Source organism: Bacillus sp. FSL K6-0138, assembly GCF_037982765.1.
In the GTDB taxonomy this organism is placed as follows: domain Bacteria; phylum Bacillota; class Bacilli; order Bacillales; family Bacillaceae; genus Bacillus; species Bacillus glycinifermentans.
Genome location: NZ_CP150286.1, coordinates 611054 through 631842, shown reverse-complemented (window position 1 = coordinate 631842; position 20789 = coordinate 611054). Strand labels below are relative to the sequence as shown.

Sequence of the window (20789 nt, the reverse complement as noted above, 5' to 3'; positions counted from 1 at the left end):
TTTTCACAAAAATGTCATGTCCGCCGTCACATATTTGACAAAAATCTTATATTTTCACATCCCGCTTGCAGAAGCTCCACCAGGCCACAACGATAAAAAACACAAAATGAATGATGATGATAAAGACCGAAAACAGCGGTGTCATTCCTGCAAAAACAGTTTTTGCGTGTTCGCCGTATTGCGTGAAATCGGTGTTGGCAAACAGCAAAAATTTACCCCACGGATTTTGCAAATACGCCATGATCGTGACAAGCGCTTTGGCCCCGTACAGCACGACGATCGAAACCATGATGCTGAGCGCGCTGCTTCTGAACAAGGCAGAGCATAAAAACGCAAAGGAGACCATCATAAAAACCTCAAGCCACTGTGAACCGATGATTTGCAACGTATTGAGAAATAACGGCTTTGCCGCAGGATCAAGCTTTATGCCGAAAAAGACGAGTCCGTAAAGCAGCGAAAAGCCGTAATAGACGACAAAGAGCCAAATGCTTGCAAGGACACTTGTCAAAAATTTAGAAATGAGGATTTTTTCCCTGCTGACCGGTCGGATCAGCAGAAATTTGATCGTCTTTTTGTCGTATTCAAATGAAATAATCGAAGCTGCCACCGCAACCGAAAGCCCCTGCAGGAGTATGTTGAGGTTCGGCGCAAAGGAAAAATAGCCGATGAAATGGTCTTCAGCGCCTGCGCCCGCCAATATCCGTTTCGTTACCAGCGCAAACAGAAATTGAAACGCAGCGATCAGCACCAGCGACACAAACGTCACCCTTCGCTTCAGCAGCTTGACATGCTCATTTTTGATGAGTCTGTACATCAAAATCCCCCTCCTCTTCCATGGCGGCCGTTAACGTCATGTATTCATCCTCCAGCGACTGCTTAAACGGAGCAATCGAATATACATCGATATCGTTCATGACAAGCTGTTTATTTAAATCCAGAATTTTCCTTTTCTCGACTTTAACGGCTATGAGTCCTTTTTCCTTCCAGGCTTCATAGCCGTTCCCTTTCAGCCATTGAAGTGCTTTCTCCTCAGGCTCCACTTCCAAAAGCGCTTTTTCAAGCTTTTCTTCTGCGCCATGTAAGGTGACTGTCGATTTGACTCTTCCATTTTGAAGGATGACGACCCGATCACACAAATCTTCGACTTCCTTCAACAAGTGCGTTGCAAACAAGATGACGGTTCCTTCCTCTTTGGCCAGCTCGCGAAGGTGGCCGCGGAAATCTTTCATTCCCGCAGGATCGAGACCGTTTGTCGGTTCGTCCAATATCAGCAGCTTCGGACGGTGTAGGATCGCCTGGGCAATCCCGAGGCGCTGCCTCATGCCGAGCGAGTATGTTTTGACTTTATCATCGATTGCATCTCCAAGGCCGACGCGTTCGACCACCTCATCGAGCCGCTCCTGAGCGATATCTTTGTGCATATTTGCATAATGTATGAGATTTTCATAGCCTGTGAGGTACGGATAAAATTCCGGGTTTTCCACGATCGCACCCACGGCCTGAATCGCCTTTTCGAATTGGCGGTCAATCGGAAAACCGTTAATGATGATCGACCCGCTGCTCTGTTTGATCAAACCGGTCATCAATTTGATAAGGGTCGTTTTTCCGGAACCGTTCGGACCAAGCAGGCCGATGATTTCCCCCTTGTCCGCCTCGAGATTGATGTTTTTCAGGATCGTCTTGCCGTCAATGATCTTATCGACGCCTTCTATATGTAAAACAGGTGTCATGGAGGCCCCTCCTTTAGTACCAAAAATAAACAGTGCCAAAAGGCACTGTTTGATTATAGCATTTTTCACCGTGTTACACAGACACTTCCGGATGCGGCGCTTCGATATTGCCGTGCTTTTTCTCGGTCTCGGTGACAATGACGGCGCATGCAGCATCTCCCGTCGTGTTGACGGCCGTTCTGACCATATCCAAAAGTCGGTCAATTCCCAAAATTAAGGCAATTCCGGCGACAGGAAGGTTTACAGATTGAAGCACCATCGCCAACATGATCAGGCCGACACCCGGGACTCCCGCCGTTCCGATGCTGGCCAGCACGGCTGTTAAAACGACCATTAACAGCTGCGGAATCGTCAGTTCGACTCCGTAGACCTGGGCGATAAAGATCGTCGCTACCCCTTGCATGATCGCCGTCCCATCCATATTGATCGTCGCTCCGAGCGGCTGAACGAAACTGCTGATCGGCTCCGGCACTTTCAGTTTTCTTTGAGCCACATCCATAGAAACTGGAAGCGTCGCATTGCTGCTTGACGTACTGAACGCTACGATCATCACTTCTGAGAAGTCCTTAAAAAATGTAATTGGATTCCGCTTTGCAAATAATGCAATCGTCGAACCGTAAGTGACGATCGTGTGTATAACAAGCGCCAATATGACAACGATCATGTACAGTCCCATCGCTTTGATCGCGTTCCATCCCTGGCTGCCGATTGCCGTCGCGATCAAACCGAACGTCCCGTACGGCGCGAATTTCATCACAAGGTTGACGAGATACATCATCAATTCGTTGCCTTGCTCAACCACTTTTAGGAGAGCGTCGGCTTTTTTCCCGAGCATCGTAATGCCGAGTCCGACCAGGATCGAGAAAGCGATGATCTGCAGCATATTTCCCTCAGCCATCGCCTGAACCGGATTCGTCGGAATGATGTTCAACAGCGTATCCGCAATGCTCGGTGCTTCCTCGGCCTTATATTGCGCGGAGCTCGTATCGTAGCTTCCGATTTCACCGGGCTTAATGATCAAAGCCAAAATAAGTCCGATGATGATGGCGACCGCTGTTGTCGATAAAAAGTACGCGATCGTTTTCGCACCGATTCTGCCGAGTTTTTTCGGATCTCCAAGACCGGCTACCCCTAAAGTCAGAGAAAAGAATACAATCGGGACGACCAGCATCTTAATGAGGTTTAAGAAAATGGTCCCAAGCGGCCCGAATACAAACGTGTTAAGCTTCGAGAACAGGTCCGGCGACGTAACGTTCAGCACAATGCCGACGACAGCACCAAGGATCAAACCAATGATAATTTTCGTTGCCAACTTCAATAAAATCCTCCCCTTTCTGAACAAAAAAGCCCATGAGAGAGGTCTCCCATGGACTTTTACAATTCCGTTTGGTTCCACATGGCTCTCTTCACGTCGATGGGGTTAGCTGACGGGTTCGGACGAAGAGATGTCCGTTTTTCCGCTAAAACGGAAAAATTCACCCCAAAAGATCGGGTCCCCCACCCCTACTAAAGGATTAAACGCGTGGCGTTATTTCGTTATATTACATTTATACCTGATAATTCGAAATATGTAAATAACCTATTTCGTTTTACAATTTATTACTTATCCTTAGGCTTCACGGCCTGCTTTTCGTCCTGGTTTGTCACATCGAGAACATCAAGCAGGAACACAAAAATCGGAATCCCGATAATCAGGCCCCAAATGCCCATGAAATGCTCGGAAAAAATCAGCACGATAAACGTGAAGAATATCGGCAGTTCGGTCTTGGCTGACATCAATTTCGGATTGAGGAAGTATGTTTCAATCGCATGAACGATCAAGATGACGAGCACTAAGGAGACGATGTATGCCATTCCTCCGATACTGTAGGCTATGAAACTTAAAGGAATAAGAGAAATCACAACGCCGGCGACAGGAACCAATCCGAGGAAAAATACCATGACCGCAAGGCCGAAAAGCTGAGGAAAACCCATGATTCCGAGGGCAATGGTCGTTAACGCGCAGTTCACGGAAGCGATGATGAACTGAGCTTCAAGCACCTTGCCGAACGTTCGCGTAAACTTCTTTCCGAAAAACGCAATCTCCTCATAAAAAACAGCGACTTTGCTCGTTTTGAATTTATCCATCAATTTCATGACTTTATCTTTTTCTATCAAGAAAAACATACTGAGAATTAAGGACATAATCACCTGGATGCTGAATGTGCCGATGTCCGTGATATATGTATAGATAAAGTTAAGCCCTTTTTCCAAATATGATGTCAGGTTGATATCCCCGAACATGCCGGTGACCATATCGAGAAAAGGAATGCTGTCTGGATGAGAAGCGATATATTTGCCCTGTTTAATCAGCTGCTGAATCTGCTTGACGATAACGGGATAGTACACCGCCCCGCCGATCGAAAGACCAAGGACAAGCGCAGCGTATAAACAGGATATAATCAGCCTTTGGCTGACTTTGATAAAACGGTTTAAAAAACTTCTGATCACATTTTCCAAACGATTCATTAAAAACGTAAAAATAAATGTGAGCAGTATCAAATTCATCATGCTGCGGAAAAAGTATAAGATCCCCGCTAAAACAACAAAAACAAAAAAGCGCCTGACCCCAGGATGCTGAAAAAATTTAATCAACGCTGCCATTCGTGCACACTCCCACCAGTACTTTAGTCCTTAACTTTTAGCATATTCACGCTGTATATTTATAAGATGATGTATCATCTGTAAATTATATAACAAAAAAGCGCAGAAATCTCTTTCTGCGGCTTAAATAAATCTTAAAAAATTTTATTTTTCAAAACGTTTTTTGAATGCGAAAGGCGCCGGTTCTCCGGCGCCCCTTTTCTTAAACGGCAGTCTTCATCTTTTTCATCTGAGATACGGCTTCCATGCTTTTTTCTTCATCGAATTCTTTCTCGCTTTTTGCTACCACGATAGTCGCGATTCCATTTCCGATCAGATTGACGATCGCCCTTCCTTCGCTCATAAAGCGATCGACCCCGAGCAGGAGTGCCAGGCCTTCAAGCGGAATGACCTGAAGGGCGGAAAGGGTTGACGCCAGTACGATAAATCCGCTTCCGGTCACGCCCGCAGCTCCTTTTGACGTCAGCATCAAGACGAGAATGATCGTAATCTGCTGGCCGATCGATAAATCGATGCCAAATACTTGCGCAAGGAAGACAACGGCCATCGATAAATAGATGGAAGTGCCGTCAAGGTTAAAGGAGTAGCCCGTCGGAATGACGAGGCCGACCACCGACTTCGAGCAGCCGTAGCGCTCCATCTTATCCATCATTCGCGGAAGCACGGATTCAGAGGAGCTTGTGCCGAGAACGATCAGCAGCTCGTCTTTAATAAAGCGCAAATAATTCCATAAACTAAAACCGTACATTCTGCAAATAATGTTCAATACGACAAACACGAATATAAACATCGTCAAGTAAACGGACAGCATCAGCTTTGCCAGCGGCTGCATGGATGCGAGCCCGAAATGTCCGATTGTATAGGCAATGGCGCCGAATGCACCGATCGGGGCAGCCCTCATAATATAGCCGATAATTTTGAAGAAAACCTGTGATAATTTATCAAAAAAATCGATGATGCTCTGCCCTTTTTTCCCCAATGCAGCAAGGCCGGTTCCGAAAAGAATGGAGAAAAATAGCACTTGCAGAATATCCCCTTTTGCAAAAGCGTCGACCATATTTGACGGCACGATGTGCGTGACGAATTCCACCCAGTCTATGCCCTGGCCGCCGTTTTGGGTGTATTGCGAGACATCCCCTTTTTCAAGCTTGCTGTAATCAAGGCCGGCCCCCGGTTTAATGAGGTTGACGACAAAGAGCCCGACAATGAGCGCAAGCGTTGTCACCACTTCAAAATAAATGAATGCCTTCCCTCCGACTTTGCCGACCTTTTTCATATCCCCCATTTTGGCAATGCCGAGGACAATCGTGAAGAAAATGATCGGTGCAATGACCATCTTCACGGCATTGATAAATGTATCACCAAGCGGTTTCATTTGTTTCCCGGCGTCAGGCCACAGGACGCCGACCAATACCCCTAGCAAAACCGCGGTGATGACTTGAAACGTCAAGTTTTTCAACAGTTTTGACAGCTTCATGTTCTCATCCCCCGTTTCGTTGAAAGCTGCTTAAGACTTTCTTACCATAATGGTAGCGCTTTCAACTGAATGAGAGAAGATTATGGTCATATCGGACATTTTGGTCTTTTTGGTCACGGATTTAATATGTTGCGATATAGCGGTTGACAGGACGGCCTATGCCGCCATATTGGATATCCAGCTTAACCCTCCCTTCTTTTTCCAAAAAGTCCAAGTACCGTCTCGCCGTCACCCTTGCGATGCCGAGCGCGTTTGCGACCTCTTCAGCGGAGTTCGGCTCTGTCTGCCGATTCATATATGCCATTATTTCCTTCAGTGTGAACATATTCAGCCCTTTTGGCAGCTCTTTGACCGGCTCCCTTTCGCCGCTGATATTCAGCATCGCATCAAGCTTTTCCTGCGAAAATGTCTCCGTCTCATGAAGCTTTTGCTTAAATAGTTTGTATTTTTCCAAAGACTTCCTGATTCTTTCCATTTTAAATGGCTTTAAAATGTAGTCGACCGCTCCGTTTTGCAGCATAAGGGCGATCGTTTCTTTATCCTTTGCCGCCGTGACGACGATGCAATCCGTCTCCAGTTTTTGCTTCCTGATCTCCTGCAGCGTTTTGATCCCGTCCTTTTTCGGCATATATACATCCAAAATCACGAGATCCGGCCGCACCTCTTTGATCAGCCTGATCCCTTCTTCGCCGTTTCCCGCCAGAGCCGCAACTTCAAAACCGCTGACGCCTGAGATAAACTCTTTATTTACCTCCTGAACCATCGGATCATCCTCGATCAGCAAAACACGAATGACATCTTTAGCCGTCATATTGGTCCCCCCCTTTATTCCATTGGAATCAAAATTGAAAACGATGTTCCCTGCCCCGGGTATGATGCTGCGTCGATCTGTCCCATCCCTTTGTCGACGATTTGCTTCACTAAGTAAAGTCCGTACCCCGTTCCGTCCTCTTTATTCATTGTAAATCCCTTTTCATAAATACGGGGAAGATATGCTTCTTCCATTCCGCAGCCGTTGTCTTCTATTAAAATCGCCAGCACGTCCTCAGACTGTTCAATGCTGATATCGATCCGTTTCTCTTCCCTTGAAACAGATTCAAAGGAAGCGAAGGCATTCTCGATTAAATTTCCGAGCAGTACGACGATATCATGCTGGTCGATTTTCTTTGGAAAGCGGCGGAGGCTGCTGTTGGCATCGATGTTGACGCTGATGCCGAGCTCTTTTCCCCTCGTGATTTTGCTTAACAGCAGGCCTGCCGCCGCGTCGTTTTGAATCGCTTTGTTTAAAAAACGCGATGCATGTTCCTGTTCCGTCGTCGCCTGAAAAGCCAAATCAAGCGCCTGATCCGCTTTTCCCAATTGAATCAGGCCGGCGATAGTGTGAAGCTTGTTCATATGCTCGTGATTTTGCACCCTCAGCGCATCGATAAAGTTTTTCACGCCTGTCAGCTCTTCGGCAAGTTTCGCAGCTTCTGTCCGGTCCTGAAAAATCGCGACGGCACCGATCACCTTTTTCTTCATGACGATCGGAATCCGGCTGCTCATGATCACTTTTCCGCTGACCTGAATTTCCTCATTGTAAACGGGCCGGTTTTGATCAACGATCTCAGGAAGCCGCGTATCTGCTAATACATCGAAGATCAGCCGTCCGACGACGTCTCCTCTCACATTGAAAATCCGTTTTGCCTTTTCGTTAAAAATCGTAATGATGTATTGATTGTCAATCGCGATGACGCCTTCATTGATCGAATGGAAGGTGGCCGTCCGTTCCTCAAGCATTCTGACGATCTCATGGGGCTCCATCTTGAACATTTGCTTTTTGATATGCCTGGCCAATAAAAACGAGCCGACAAGCCCAAAAATCAACGTCAAAAAGACGACGGCCAAAATATCTTTCTTTAAATCTGCTAAGATATCGGCAATGCCCGGCAATGTCCTGCCGACGAGCACGACGCCGATCTGGTTCAGGTTTTCATCCTTGACCGGATAAAACGCGCGAACGGCAGGACCAAGCTCGCCCTCCGCTTCAGAGAAATAAATATGCTCGGCAAACGCCGCTTCCTCATCTTCTCCCAATGATCGCTTCCCGATCGCCCCTGAGACGGGATGCGAATAGCGGATATGGTTCATGTCCATGACAACGATATAATCCGCTTCATTAATGATCCGTATATCTTCAACAACATCGTTGAGAGAACGGGGAACAGAATGCTCCAAAGCACTCTTGACGTCAGAGAGCTCTGCGACCGTTCTCGCCGTGTTCATCAGCCTTTTTTTCAATTCGCGTTCTTCCGTCTGCTGAATGTTTCCGATTAAGACGATGCCGCCGATAATCAAGGAGAAAATCACAACCAAATACGATAAAATCGTAATTTTCCAGCGGATCGATATCCGATTGATTTTCATTTTTTCCTCCTTCATGGAAAACCTTCATCTTTACGAGCCGTCACCTGAAACAGTATGCTTATCATAGCGGACTTTAGAAAGAGGAGGTTTTAAATGAAAAGCTTGCTTGCATTTTTAAGTATGCTTGTGTTCGGTATTGCAACCGCTTTATATATAGGCTTTCATGACAATTTCCCCAGCCGTGACCGCATATACGACGATGAGCAGGAGGGGCTGAAAGAGCTGGTTGTGTTCAAGTTCAGCCATGTCGTTGCGGAAAATACGCCGAAAGGGCTCGCCGCAAAAAAGTTCGCCCAATTGGTTAATGAAAAATCAGATGGAAAAATAAAAATTGAGGTTTTTCCAAACGGAAGCCTCTATTCCGATATTGAAGAAATCAAAGCCTTAAAAGAAGGCGATGTTCAGTTTATCGCGCCTTCGACATCAAAGCTCGGCATGCTTTCACCCGATTGGTTTGTTTTGGATCTGCCTTACGCCTTTGCGGATTATGATGCAGTGAGAGAAGGCCTGCACGGGAAAATCGGAGAACAGCTGTTTGCATCGCTGGAAAAAGACCGGATCAAAGGCCTTGCCTATTGGACAAACGGCTTTAAGCAGATTACCTCCAACAAAGGCCCGGTCAAAAACCCGGATGACCTGAAAGGCCAAACTTTGCGCATCATGCAGAGCGATGTCATCGAGGATCAGTTTAAGCTGCTTCAGGCGAAAGGCCGGCAGGATTCCTTCAATTCCACCTTTCAGCTTCTCGAATCGAAAAAAGTCGACGGAGAAGAAAACACGATTTCAAACATCTATTCTAAAAAATTTTATAATGTCCAAAACTATATGACAATAAGCAATCACGGATACCTCGGCTATGCCGTCATGACGGATCAGACATGGTGGAACAGCCTGCCAAAGGAGACGAAGCGGATTTTATCAGAGGCGATGAAGGAGACGACCGAATGGAATGAAAAGCACGCCGCCGAGATGAACAAAGATCAGCTTCAACAAATCAGGAAGCATTCGCCCATCCTCATCCATGAGTTAACGGATGAGGAGCGAAAAGCATGGATGAAGCGGCTCGATCCCGTCTACGATCAATACAAGCCGATCATCGGGGAACACCTGATTCAACAGGTAAGAGACTTACAGAAAAAACACTTCACGTCAAACGGGCAGTAAAAAAGAGAAGGACTCGAGTCCTTCTCAGCTTGTAGAGAAAAACATGTTTTTTCCTACAAGCTTTTTTATTTCATAAAATTTCTTGTTCATTTTTTAATCTTTATAAAAGGAAAAAGCCCTCCCACACACTTAGCCAAGCTTGGCTAAGTGTGTGGCAATCTTCTTCATATTCTGGCAAGCGGCGGTGAGGAGAACTTGTTCGCTCACATTTTGTTTTCCCCTCAACCGGCAGTAGCGAAGCCCATGCAGCTGTTTTGAATCTGCAAAGCTCCGCTCTATTTTTTCTTTTCTTTTTTTGTAGAGGATTTTTCCGGAGTCGGACAAACGATTTTGCCTGACCTTTTCTTTATGGTCCTCCCATATGTGTCTTGAGACGACCTTCTGGTGGTTTTTCGATCTTGTACAGTTTTCAAGCAGAGGGCATGAGACACACTTTTCAGGGTTGGACTTATAAAATCTGTTGCCTTTTCGATCTGTTGTTGAGTATAAGAGTGTTTGTCCGTTCGGACAAATGTACTGATTTTTTTCACGGTCATAATGAAACTTCCACTTCGGAAACAAACCTTTTGTAGGATGAAAGCGTCTATGAGCAATAACGCCAAAAATTCGACGGTCGGACAGTCCTTTACAGATTGGAGTTGTCAGATAGCCAGAATCAAGAGCGACGGCTTCAACTTGAAAACCAAATCGTGCGATTTGGTGGTCTAATCGATCGAGATAAGGCGCAGAATCATGGACATTACCGGGCGTTACATAGGCATCGGTGATGATATTGAATTTCATATCCGTTGTTCGGTGATCTAAATAGAAAAAACCTTCAGGTTTGTTTTCACGGTAAAGATAGCCGCTTTCGGGATCAGTTGTACTATGACGAATTTCCTTTTTAGTTTTCACCTCCTCTTTGGCTTTTAAAGGCTTTTTTCCGCGTGCTTCCCGATCTTCTTGGACGGCTTTATCCAAGTCCTTTATATAGTTTTGTGTATCCTGCTCAATCGTTTTTCGCGTATATTTATGCTTATTGGCATTGGCTTTGAGGTGAGTTGAATCTGTGAAAAGGACACGGCCTCCTACCATATCATGATTAATGGCCTGAAGAACGATCTCATCGAAAATGTCTTGAAAAATGGTCGTATCTTTAAAGCGTGTACGTCTATTCCAACTGATGGTTGAATGGTGAGGAACTGGATCGTTGATGTTTAACCCTAAAAACCATCGGTAAGCCATATTATAGTAAATTTCTTTTTCGAGCTGTCTTTCTGAACGGATACCGTAAAGGTATCCGATAAACATCATTTTGAATAAAATCAACGGATCAAGTGAGGGGCGGCCTTTATTTTCGCTGTAGTAAGGTTTAACCTTTTCAATGATAAAAGAGAAATCGATGTACTTGTCAATTTTACGAAGCAGGTGATCCTCTTCAACAAGCTGATCAAGCAATACAAATTCAGCTTCGTTCTGGGAAGAATTCCTTGTGTAGAACATGAACAGACACCGTCCTTTTAGAAGGCTTTTCTTTATTATAAAATGGTGAAATGGATAATTTAAGGGAAAAATGAAAAAGGCTGTCGATTTTCTCGACAGCCTGAGAAGGACTCGAGTCCTTCTCTTTTTCTTGTCAACCGCTTCTTCTTTGGCGTCCGCCTTTTTCACCGATCTCCCGGTAAAAATCTTTATCATGGTTTTTGCTTGTCGCTTCCCCGCCTTTTTCACCAATTTCCTGGTAAAACTCTTTATCATGGGTTTCGCTTGTTTTCTCTCCGCCTTTTCGGCCGATCTCCTGGTAGAACTCTTTGCCATGGTTTTTGCTTGTTGCTTCCCCGCCTTTTTGGCCGATCTCCTGGTAGAATTCCTTATCGTGGTTTTTGCTTGTTGCTTCTCCGCCTTTTTCACCGATCTCCTGGTAGAATTCTTTATCGTGGTTTTTGCTTGTTGCTTCTCCGCCTTTTTCACCGATCTCCTGGTAGAATTCTTTATCGTGGTTTTTGCTTGTTGCTTCTCCACCTTTTCGGCCTGCTTCCTCGCGGCTCATTTTGTGATCATTGTTGTTTGCCATTTTGAATTCCTCCTTTTGAAGTGTTTGGTTTATACATTCCACATCTGAAAAAGAGTAAACAAAAATAGCACATTCGGACGGAGAGCCGGAGAATATTCTGGCTCGTTCACGACCTGCCGTCGACCGTCCATCCAGGTTCAGGTACCGTGCAATTGCTTTTCAATGCCTGATTGATCTCTGCGGCGCCTTCGATGAGCGTAACTTCGATTGCATGAAACATGCCCGTCTGATTCGTTTTTGCAAAGATCGCATCATGGTCATGCTCCATAAAATTCAAATAATCGTGTTTCGACTCCCACAGCGCCATGATCACGGCCTCCCATCCGTCTTCAGACTGCCGAAAGCCGCCCCATTGCCTGATGAAGCCTTTTGCGTTTTGAAGCGGGCTCCATTTCGCCTGCGCTTCGCTGAACGGCTGTTTATGCAGTTCATCTGTTTTGCAGCAAATCAGCTTCAGCACATTTCCTTCGTTAAACATCACGGTTTCCGCACTCGTTTGTTCCATACACAGATTGACGGTCCTTGCGTTTGCGCGGGTCCGGTGAATCACGCCTTTCGGAATGAGCAGCGTATCGTTCGGCTGCAGCACCTCTGTGCCGCAGTCCTTAAAGTCGATGAGAAGCTCCCCCTCCAATACGATAAACAGCTCATCTGAATCGGGGTGGAAATGCCACATGTACTCGCCCTCCAAGACCGCGATCCGCAAGCAGTGGTCGTTCACCTCCGAAACGATGAAATTGGAATATTTTTCCTCCATCCCCTTCGTCAAAGAGGAAAAATTCATTTTGTTCATCTGTTTCACCTTTCGAATTTGACATTCTTTTCAACTTATTTTACCATTTGACTTTTGTGCATTCGCCTTTTAAAGTGTTGAATATTGATGAAAAAAGGAGTTTATCGAATGATGCAAACACAAAACGGAAAAGCCTACGGGCTTTTGCCGCTCTTCTTATTTGTCTGTTTATTCGTAGGATCAGGGCTTATCACCGTCGTTTGCGCCGCCCTGATCGCAGCGGTTTTTTCACTCGCGATGAACCGAAAAGAGACGCTGAACCAAAAGATGGAGCGGTTCGCAAAAGGGGCGGGGCACCCCGATATTATGATCATGATTATGATCTTCATTTTAGCCGGGGCTTTTTCTTCGGCGACGAAAGCGATGGGAGCGGTCGATTCGACCGTGCATCTGGCGCTGTCTTTCATTCCTGGGCAGTTCATGGTCGCGGGTCTGTTTGTCATCGCCGCTTTCATTTCGATTTCCCTGGGGACTTCGATGGGAACGATAGCGGCTCTTGCTCCGATCGGCGCAGGGATAAGCGGAGAAATCGGGATTTCCGCCTCGCTCACGGCGGCTGCTGTCGTCGGGGGAGCGATGTTCGGCGATAACTTGTCCTTTATATCTGACACGACAATCGCGGCAGTCCGCACGCAAAAAACGAAAATGACCGACAAGTTCAAAACGAATTTTCTGATCATCCTGCCCGCCGCCGTTATCACGATTATCCTATTTATGATCTTCACTTCGGGAGGCCATCCCGGGGTTCAGTCAGAATCATACAGCTTGGTGAAGGTGCTTCCGTATCTCTGTGTGCTGATTTTTGCGCTTCTCGGGTTTAACGTGATGGCCGTCATCCTCGCCGGAATCGTTTTGGCCGGAATCATCGGAATCGCCGACGGCAGTCTGACCGTACACACCTATTTGACAGCCGTCACCGAAGGAATCAGCGGCATGTCCGAGCTGATTATCTTATCCCTTTTGATCGGCGGAATGGCGGAAATGATGAAGCGAAACGGCGGAATCGCCTTCCTGCTTGGCTTCGTGTCCCGCCGGATTCGGTCGAAAAAAGGCGCGGAAGCCGGAATTGCCGGGATTGTCAGCGCCACAAACCTGGCCACGGCCAACAACACGATCGCAATTATCACATCCGGTCCTCTTGCCAAAGATTTGTCAGATCAATACGGTATTGATCGTCGTAAGTCGGCGAGCATCCTTGATATTTTCTCATGCGCGGTTCAAGGGCTGATTCCGTATGGCGCCCAGCTCTTGTCAGCGGCGCAGATTGCGAAAATATCGCCGATCAGCGTCCTTCCTTATTCCTATTATCCGATTTTAATCGGCGTTTGCGGGATCTGTGCGATTATATTCGGTTTACCAAGATTTACGGAACGGAAAAGCTGACGAGCATAAGCCCTCAAGTATGAGGGCTTCATTTTTTTTCTTTGTATGTACCATCTTGATAGACTTTGTATAATCCAACTGTCCCGCTGCCGCCGTTTTTCCGTAATGACTTTGATGTTAATTCAACTGTATAGAAAGAACCATTGCCGTCCGTCTCCAAATCTCCCCCCATATCATCAAATACGATATCATCCTGGTTTTCCATTTTTAATTTACTTTTTAAGTGCTCAATTGCAGAACTTCCGGAAGTAATGTCAGTGCGATTGGATTGTGAGGAGCTCGATTTTTGATCATCTGAGTCCGTATCTCTGTTCTTTTTTGATGATGCCGGCGATTTCTGATCGCCGCTGCCGTTTGCTGATGATGTTGAGGAGCTTTGATCATCGCTGTTTGTTATTGTCTGATGATCCCCCGAATTTGAATCGCCTGTTGAAGCATTCTGTTTTTGATCGGTATTAGAAGAATTTGTTTCAGAAGAATTTGTTTCAGAAGAATTTGTTTTAGCACCTGTATGTTCTGATGATGTCGAAGTCGCCGAATGACTGCTGCATCCCGCTGCCATGACCAAAAACACAGCCGGCAAAGCGAAAGACACGATTTTTTTCACAAATTTCCCCTCCTTCCCCTTATCATTTTATAACCCGGCTGTCATATAGGGCAATCGGAATAAACATGAATATAAAAAACCCGCGAAGAATGATCTGCACCCTGTCAAGTAGACAGTGGAAATAACTAAAACACACTAGACGGCTTTAGCCCTGTATTCCACTGGGCTGAGGCCGTTTAGTTTTTCTTGTAGACGATCGTGGTTGTAAAAGTGGATATATTCATCAATTGCGCTTTGAAGTGCCTCAAATGTCTCGTACGAATTCCGTCTGTATTTCTCGCATTTTAATTTCCCCCAAAACGACTCAATGGGGCCGTTATCAATACAGCGGCCGACGCGGGACATACTCTGTGTCATATTTGCGTTTTCAATCATCCTTCTAAACTGGTGGGACGTGTATTGAAAACCTCTGTCGCTGTGAAGGAGAGGACGTGCGTTTGGGGCTGCCTCAAGCGCTTGGTTCAAGGTTTTAAACACAAGGGCGTTATTATTGGATTTCCCCAGCACATAAGACACGACCATTCCCTCATGAAGATCTAAAATGGCACTGAGGTACGCTTTCCGATGGCCGTATTTTAGCTCTGTCACATCAGTCACCCATTTTTGATTTGGTTTGTCCGCTTTAAACTCTCGATTCAGGATATTTTCGGACACATGTTGAGGCGTCGCTTTGCCGTAACGTTTTTTCTTCCGCCGAATGACACACTCCAGCTTGGCAATTTTCATCAGCCGATAGATGCGCTTATGATTGAGGCGCTCTTTAAAGCGGCGGTTCATGTTTAAGGTCATTCTGCGGTATCCGTAGATACCGCCAATTTGTTCGTGAAGTAGCGCCATTTTGGCGATAATCTTTTCATTCTGTTTTTCTCTCGCTGAAGGTACTCGGCTCCTCCATTTGTAATACCCCTGGCGCGAAACTTCGGCAATCTCACATAACATTTGGACAGAAAAGCCTTCTTTTCGATTCAGCTCTAAAATGGCGAGATATCGATCTTCGTACCGAACCTGACTTAGAACCGCCTCCTTTTGATCTCTTCCAACTTTTTTAAGAACGCATTCTCTGCGCGCAAACGCTCATTTTCCTGTTCCAGCCGTTTGTTTTCCCGTTGAATTTTTTCTTCAGGTGTCAATTCTTCTTCGGTTTTGCGTTTCCCTCGGTTGTCTTTTAAGGCCTCTTCTCCGCCTTCTTGATACTTTTTCACCCATTGATACACCTGTTGGTAGGAGACTTGATGAATCTCCATTGATCTGGCGTAGTCCTTTCCATGAGCTAGACAATCCTTCGCAATCTCAATCCGTTCTTCCAATGAAACGTTCTTCCGTTTGGTCATCAAACGATTCCTTCCTCTCCCGCTGTCTTTTAACGTTTTATGACCATTATAAAGCTCAACCCACTTCATGAGTACGGATTTACTGGAAATCTTATATTTTCTCGAGATTTCTCTTTGAGAGTAGCGTCCGGATAAGAAGTCTTTCACGGCATTGTATTTTAATTCTGCGGGATAGAACTTATGGCGCTTTGAACGTTCCAAACTCTCCACACCCGCCATATCATGCGATGTTCTCCATTCACGAATCGTTTCGGCATGAATGCCATATTTTTCTGCGATCTCCTTCACCGAATTATTGCCCTGATCACATTCTGATAGAATATTCAATTTTTCTTCTTTTGAAAACCATTTTCCAGCCATGAAAAAACTCCCCCAAGGCAAACAGATTTTTTTATTTCATCTGTCTACCTTTAGGGGAGCATATCAGAATCACAGGTCTTTTTGGTCAGAACGATGTTGCCGTTATCTCTCATCGGCGGGATCTGATGTCTCCGGATCATTCTTCATATCCTCAAGCCGCTCCAATATTCTCCGCTTCTTATACATCATCATTCCCGCTTCCGCTACTCCGCTTATCATCGAACGGTTTGTGACAGCGCCAAACAAAATGCCGGCCACGGGCACCATTTGAAACAGTTTTTTCCACCCGAAAGAATCGCGGTATGTATAAACGACTTCCCGCCATCCCTGAATCTGCGAAATCATGTTTTGGCGTGCGCCGGGCTGCTTGTGGTATTGGCTGAGCTCCCCGATGATCGCTTTTTTTCCGACGATGTCCGCTGCACTTAGCTGCAGGCATTTGATAATGAACATCCGCTCTGTTTTATCTTTCGGATCGTATCCGTATGATACCGCAATATCCTGCAATGTTTTCAGCGAAAGGCCGAGAATGGCCGGAATATCGATGGCAAGGGTAAACAAACCGCCGACGCCCGTCGTTGCTCCTTGAACGGCCGCCGTGTTGGCCCTGTTCTTCCCCAGTTCTTCGCAAATATGGTCCATGACGGAGATCGGAGCTTTTTTAATATCGTCAATCGTTTGAATCGATTCGTCCGGCAGTTCTTTTTGAAACTTTCGAATCAAATGCTTTTCAGATGTTAAATATCGGCCTCCGTTTTGAATAAAGCCTCCGATTTCATCAAGCAAAAGGCCGATTTTATCCTGGATAAACGCCGGCGTAAGCTTGTCCAGCACTTTAAACGGAATCCGGCCGATCCTTTCCCAAAACCACACTTTTTGCTGCTCTTTTTCCCATTTTTCAATGTCTTTCAGCTGGGCCTCTAAATCCGACTGTTCATTATGCATAGGACGTCTGTCCTCCTTACCGTTTTTTATAGTATACAATGAAACGCCGTTTTTTTAACCGCATGAAACGGGTATGACAAAACCAATAGCGAAAAAGGGGGTGTGAAAAGGATGCCTTGGACAATGGAGGACTATCCTGCTTCACTGAAAAATCTGGACAAGCCGGTCAGAAAAAAAGCGATCGAAATAGCAAACGCGATGATTGACGAAGGCTATGACGAAGGCCGCGCGATTCCGATCGCGACGAGCCAAGCGAAAGAGTGGGCCGAAAACAGAAGCGAACGCGAGATCAACGCGTTTTTGGAAAACGGCCGCGAAACAACGCGGGATGAGGGAGATTCAAACCAGCGCCCCCAGCTGGCCGAAAAGCGCGAGCATGTCGTAAAGCATGAAAAAGGCTGGGCCGTAAAGGCAGAGGATGCAAAACGCGCAAGCGATGTAAAGGAGACAAAAGCTGCGGCGGTTAAACGGGCAAAGGAAATCGCCCGGAACAAGGGAAGCTCCGTCATCGTCCATCAAAAGGACGGCAGCGTTCAAAAAAAGATACGGATGAACTAAAAAAATGACGCTCCGGTATTGGAGCGTCTCAGTTTTGGCGGACGAGGCCGAAAATGGCGTCCGCCGCCCGTTTGTAACCGCCGGCGTCCCTTAGTGACCGGCCGATGTCCGCAGCTCTTGCAGCATAGGAACTGTTATTGATGATCTCTTTGATTTTTTGCCGCAATACGCTTGAGGACAGCTCTTTTTTGTCAAGCTTCAGTCCGGCTCCTGCCTTTTCGACCTGAGAGGCGACAAGAAATTGATCTCCCCCCATCGGAATGACGATAAGCGGCGTGTCAAAGTAGAGCCCTTCATTTGTGCTGTTCATTCCTCCGTGCGTGACGAATAAATCGGCGATTTTCAATAGTTCCAGCTACGGTATATACGGCCTTACGATAAAGTGTCCGGGGATCTGGTCAAGATCGGCCGGGTCCGTATATTTGCCGATTGACATCACCACTTTGCCGTCAAAATCTTTTAAGGCTTCAATGCACATATTGTACACCTCTTGTTGGCGATTAAAAATCGTCCCCATTGAAATGACGATGACCTTTTCGCCTTCCAGTTCGGCGAACGGAAAATCGGCAAACTCCTGCCGGCTGGTAACGGACGGTCCCACAAACAAATAATCGTCTCCAAATTTATCCGCCTGCGGCTGAAATTCTCTTGAAGTGAAGACGATCGTGATATCCCCCGGACAAAGGAAAACATCGAACGGATCGTCAAGGCTGATCGGATACCTTGCGTTTAACTCCGCCATCATCTCTTTGAATTTTTCAAAATAAGGCGAGCTTTCTAAATCACCCTGCCTGTCTTTAAACGACCTGCTCATGTCTTTATTAATCGCAAACGTCGTGCACAATGAAATGCCCGGAAGACCGAGCATCTCCGCAACGATTTTCCCTGCCAAAAAGTGATGGTCAAAAATAACATAGTCGTACGTTTCATGGCGGACTTCTTCATATATAAGGTCAACGATGCCGCTCGCCTTTTTCGCCATGTTGTACATCATTTCGGCGTAGTCCCTGTTTTCATCGCCTGTCATGTTTTTTCCGAAGGATAACGTTTCTCTGAAGTCCGGGTACAAACGGACTTCAGCCCCTGTTTTTTTGATTTTTTCCGCGTATTCTTCGACAGCATAATAAACGATCGTCTCTCCCCTGCTTTGAAGCTCCTTTGTCACACCTAAAGAGGGGTTGATGTGGCCTTCGCCCGGGAAGTTGATCATCAGCGCTTTTCCCATCGTGATCTTCCTTTCGTTTGAAAAATTTATAAAGGACTTTACTACAAAAAAGCGGGATCGTAAAGTATTTAATTAAGTTAATAATAAATCAACATAACTATTTTACTATTTATTTTCTCTTTGCATATGTTTCCTTAAAAATCCTGCGGCATGCAAATGAGCGGATATGATTAAGAAAAAAGGGCTTTTTATTTCTTGACAGATGCCGTTTCCAAGCCGATTTTACTTTTTTTTCGTTCAAAAACTAAAACCGGGTGAATCGTGACACACTACAGGATAAGAAACACATGACGGAGGGTCTGACACATGGAAGAGAAAACAACCCGGATCGAAAAAGATTTTTTAGGCGAAAAAGAAGTCCCGTCTGACGCTTATTACGGCGTACAGACGATGAGGGCCGTTGAGAACTTTCCGATTACCGGCTACCAAATCGACGAAGAGCTGATTAAAGCATTGGCGATGGTGAAAAAAGCGGCAGCTCTTTCCAATATGGAAATTAAGCGGCTGTACAAAGGCCTTGGCGAGGTGATCGTTCAAGCGGCCGGAGAAATCGTCGACGGCCTCTGGCATGATCATTTCATCGTCGATCCCATTCAGGGCGGGGCCGGAACGTCGATGAATATGAATACAAACGAAGTTATCGCGAACAGGGGATTGGAGCTGTTGGGAAAAGAAAAAGGCGATTATTTCCATTTGAGCCCGAATACACACGTCAACATGGCTCAATCGACGAATGACGTATTTCCGACCGCCATACACCTGGCAACCTTGAACCATTTGAAAAAACTGCTGGCGACAATGGGGGATATGCTGGATGCCTTCCGAAAAAAAGCGGCCGAATTCGATTCCGTCATCAAAATGGGACGGACCCATCTTCAAGACGCCGTCCCGATCCGTCTCGGACAGGAATTTGAAGCGTATTCGCGCGTGATCGAGCGGGACATCGAGCGGATTAAGCAATCCCGGCACCACCTGTATGAAGTCAATATGGGTGCGACGGCGGTGGGAACGGGTCTGAACGCTGACCCGCGATATATTAAAAACGTCGTCAAACATTTGTCTGAGATCAGCGGATACGAGCTGACCGGCGCAGATCATCTTGTCGACGCCACCCAAAATACGGATGCTTACACAGAAGTCTCCGCCGCCTTAAAGGTAGGAATGATGAACATGTCGAAGATCGCCAATGATCTTCGGCTGATGGCATCAGGACCAAGGGCAGGCCTTGCCGAGATCAGGCTCCCTCCCCGCCAGCCCGGATCTTCTATCATGCCCGGCAAAGTCAATCCGGTGATGCCAGAGGTAATGAATCAGATCGCGTTCCAGGTCATCGGCAATGATCATACGATCTGCCTTGCATCAGAAGCCGGCCAGCTCGAGTTAAACGTCATGGAGCCTGTCCTTGTCTTCAATCTGCTGCAATCGATCAAGATCATGAACAACGGCTTCCGCGTATTCACCGACTATTGCGTCAAGGGGATTAAAGCGAATGAGATCAGGCTGAAAGAATTCGTCGAAAAAAGCGTCGGCGTCATTACGGCGGTCAATCCCCATCTCGGCTATGAGGCCGCCGCGCGGATTGCGAAAGAAGCGATCGCCACAGGCAGATCAGTCCGCGAACTCTGCCTGCTGCACGGCGTATTGACAGAAGAAGAGCTTGACTTGATTCTCGATCCTTACGAGATGACCCACCCAGGCATCGCAGGCGCTTCATTGCTCGAAGATTAGCACCCGATGCGCTTTCAAATGTTTATGTAACTCCCAAGGAGGCTAAACACATAATACAAATCATTTGAAAGAGGAGGAAAAGACAATGTTAGGATTTCTCGTTTCTATCGTCGTTGCCATTGTGATCGGACTGATCGGGGGAGCCATCGGAGGAAACGGCGCTCCTGGAGGCATCATCGGCTCGATGGTCGTCGGTTTTATCGGCGCCTGGATCGGCCACGGGCTGTTTGGCACATGGGGGCCGGATATTGCGGGCTTCGCCATCATTCCGGCTATTATCGGAGCCGCGATTCTCGTCTTTATATTAAGCTTGATCTTCCGCGGAAGAATGGGATCTGAAGCATAAGCGGCCACACGCCAGCATCGTGTCAAAACGATGCTGGTTT

At 46.4% G+C, this 20789-nt stretch carries 17 protein-coding genes, 3 pseudogenes and 1 riboswitch; of the genes and pseudogenes, 5 read left to right on the top strand and 15 right to left on the bottom strand.

Annotation, left to right across the window (positions count from 1 at the left end; translation table 11 throughout):
• Positions 1-46 precede the first annotated feature (46 nt).
• From MHB78_RS03325 to MHB78_RS03295, 7 genes are all read right to left on the bottom strand, one after another.
• On the bottom strand, positions 47-814 hold the full coding sequence (locus tag MHB78_RS03325) for an ABC transporter permease (protein WP_046132210.1): 768 nt from the start codon (positions 812-814) through the stop codon (positions 47-49).
• On the bottom strand, positions 792-1730 hold the full coding sequence (locus MHB78_RS03320) for an ABC transporter ATP-binding protein (RefSeq protein WP_046132211.1): 939 nt from the start codon (positions 1728-1730) through the stop codon (positions 792-794). Before MHB78_RS03320 ends, MHB78_RS03325 begins: the two co-directional genes overlap by 23 nt.
• A 73-nt stretch (positions 1731-1803) precedes the next feature.
• Complete coding sequence (locus MHB78_RS03315) at positions 1804-3048, bottom strand: dicarboxylate/amino acid:cation symporter (RefSeq protein ID WP_046132212.1); 1245 nt, start codon at positions 3046-3048, stop codon at positions 1804-1806.
• A 77-nt stretch (positions 3049-3125) separates the two neighbouring features.
• Positions 3126-3261: riboswitch (cyclic di-AMP (ydaO/yuaA leader) on the bottom strand.
• Between the two features lie 68 nt (positions 3262-3329).
• Positions 3330-4373 (bottom strand): AI-2E family transporter, encoded by a 1044-nt coding sequence (locus tag MHB78_RS03310; protein ID WP_046132213.1) that lies wholly within the window; start codon positions 4371-4373, stop codon positions 3330-3332.
• A 202-nt stretch (positions 4374-4575) separates the two neighbouring features.
• The gene (dctP, locus tag MHB78_RS03305) at positions 4576-5850 is read right to left on the bottom strand and encodes a C4-dicarboxylate transporter DctP (RefSeq protein WP_046132214.1); all 1275 of its coding nucleotides are present in this window, start codon (positions 5848-5850) and stop codon (positions 4576-4578) included.
• A 121-nt stretch (positions 5851-5971) separates the two neighbouring features.
• Positions 5972-6661 carry a response regulator gene (locus tag MHB78_RS03300; protein WP_046132215.1) on the bottom strand — a complete coding sequence of 230 codons (690 nt, stop codon included), beginning with the start codon at positions 6659-6661 and terminating at the stop codon, positions 5972-5974.
• 14 nt (positions 6662-6675) lie between these two features.
• Positions 6676-8256: a sensor histidine kinase gene (locus tag MHB78_RS03295; protein ID WP_046132216.1), complete on the bottom strand. Its 1581-nt coding sequence runs from the start codon at positions 8254-8256 to the stop codon at positions 6676-6678.
• Positions 8257-8349: 93 nt separating this feature from the next.
• On the opposite strand from MHB78_RS03295, the gene MHB78_RS03290 reads away from it, so the two are divergent.
• Positions 8350-9420: a TRAP transporter substrate-binding protein gene (locus MHB78_RS03290; protein WP_046132217.1), complete on the top strand. Its 1071-nt coding sequence runs from the start codon at positions 8350-8352 to the stop codon at positions 9418-9420.
• Positions 9421-9549: 129 nt separating this feature from the next.
• Here the strand turns inward: MHB78_RS03290 and MHB78_RS03285 are convergent, their stop codons facing one another.
• From MHB78_RS03285 to MHB78_RS03270, 4 genes and pseudogenes are all read right to left on the bottom strand, one after another.
• A complete protein-coding gene (locus MHB78_RS03285) occupies positions 9550-10902 on the bottom strand; it encodes an IS1182 family transposase (RefSeq protein WP_046131917.1) in 1353 nt (450 codons plus the stop codon).
• A 133-nt stretch (positions 10903-11035) separates the two neighbouring features.
• On the bottom strand, positions 11036-11473 hold the full coding sequence (gene gsiB, locus MHB78_RS03280) for a glucose starvation-inducible protein GsiB (protein WP_065894177.1): 438 nt from the start codon (positions 11471-11473) through the stop codon (positions 11036-11038).
• 106 nt (positions 11474-11579) lie between these two features.
• Positions 11580-11918 (bottom strand): annotated as a pseudogene (locus MHB78_RS03275) (DUF4937 domain-containing protein); the annotation flags it as partial.
• Positions 11919-11948: 30 nt separating this feature from the next.
• Positions 11949-12266, bottom strand: a pseudogene (locus tag MHB78_RS03270) (cupin domain-containing protein); the annotation flags it as partial.
• A gap of 111 nt (positions 12267-12377) precedes the next feature.
• Between MHB78_RS03270 and MHB78_RS03265 the strand changes: the two are divergent.
• Positions 12378-13649 carry a Na+/H+ antiporter NhaC family protein gene (locus tag MHB78_RS03265; protein ID WP_046133026.1) on the top strand — a complete coding sequence of 424 codons (1272 nt, stop codon included), beginning with the start codon at positions 12378-12380 and terminating at the stop codon, positions 13647-13649.
• A 28-nt stretch (positions 13650-13677) separates the two neighbouring features.
• Here the strand turns inward: MHB78_RS03265 and MHB78_RS03260 are convergent, their stop codons facing one another.
• The 3 genes from MHB78_RS03260 to MHB78_RS03250 all read right to left on the bottom strand — a co-directional run bounded on the left by MHB78_RS03260 (position 13678) and on the right by MHB78_RS03250 (position 16892).
• Complete coding sequence (locus tag MHB78_RS03260) at positions 13678-14256, bottom strand: hypothetical protein (RefSeq protein WP_065894176.1); 579 nt, start codon at positions 14254-14256, stop codon at positions 13678-13680.
• A 135-nt stretch (positions 14257-14391) separates the two neighbouring features.
• A protein-coding gene (locus MHB78_RS03255) for an IS3 family transposase (RefSeq protein ID WP_231947364.1) occupies positions 14392-15947 on the bottom strand; the annotation gives its coding sequence in 2 pieces (ribosomal slippage) (positions 14392-15290 and positions 15290-15947; 1557 coding nt in all).
• Between the two features lie 102 nt (positions 15948-16049).
• On the bottom strand, positions 16050-16892 hold the full coding sequence (locus tag MHB78_RS03250) for an EcsC family protein (protein WP_046130253.1): 843 nt from the start codon (positions 16890-16892) through the stop codon (positions 16050-16052).
• Between the two features lie 111 nt (positions 16893-17003).
• On the opposite strand from MHB78_RS03250, the gene MHB78_RS03245 reads away from it, so the two are divergent.
• Entirely contained in the window at positions 17004-17450 is a 447-nt protein-coding gene (locus tag MHB78_RS03245) for a DUF2188 domain-containing protein (protein WP_046130252.1), read from the top strand.
• A 28-nt stretch (positions 17451-17478) separates the two neighbouring features.
• Here the strand turns inward: MHB78_RS03245 and MHB78_RS03240 are convergent.
• A pseudogene (locus MHB78_RS03240) lies at positions 17479-18675 on the bottom strand (macrolide family glycosyltransferase).
• 306 nt (positions 18676-18981) lie between these two features.
• Between MHB78_RS03240 and aspA the strand changes: the two are divergent.
• Positions 18982-20403 (top strand): aspartate ammonia-lyase, encoded by a 1422-nt coding sequence (gene aspA / locus MHB78_RS03235; protein ID WP_046130251.1) that lies wholly within the window; start codon positions 18982-18984, stop codon positions 20401-20403.
• A gap of 85 nt (positions 20404-20488) precedes the next feature.
• Entirely contained in the window at positions 20489-20749 is a 261-nt protein-coding gene (locus tag MHB78_RS03230; RefSeq protein WP_046130250.1) for a GlsB/YeaQ/YmgE family stress response membrane protein, read from the top strand.
• Positions 20750-20789: the final 40 nt, after the last annotated feature.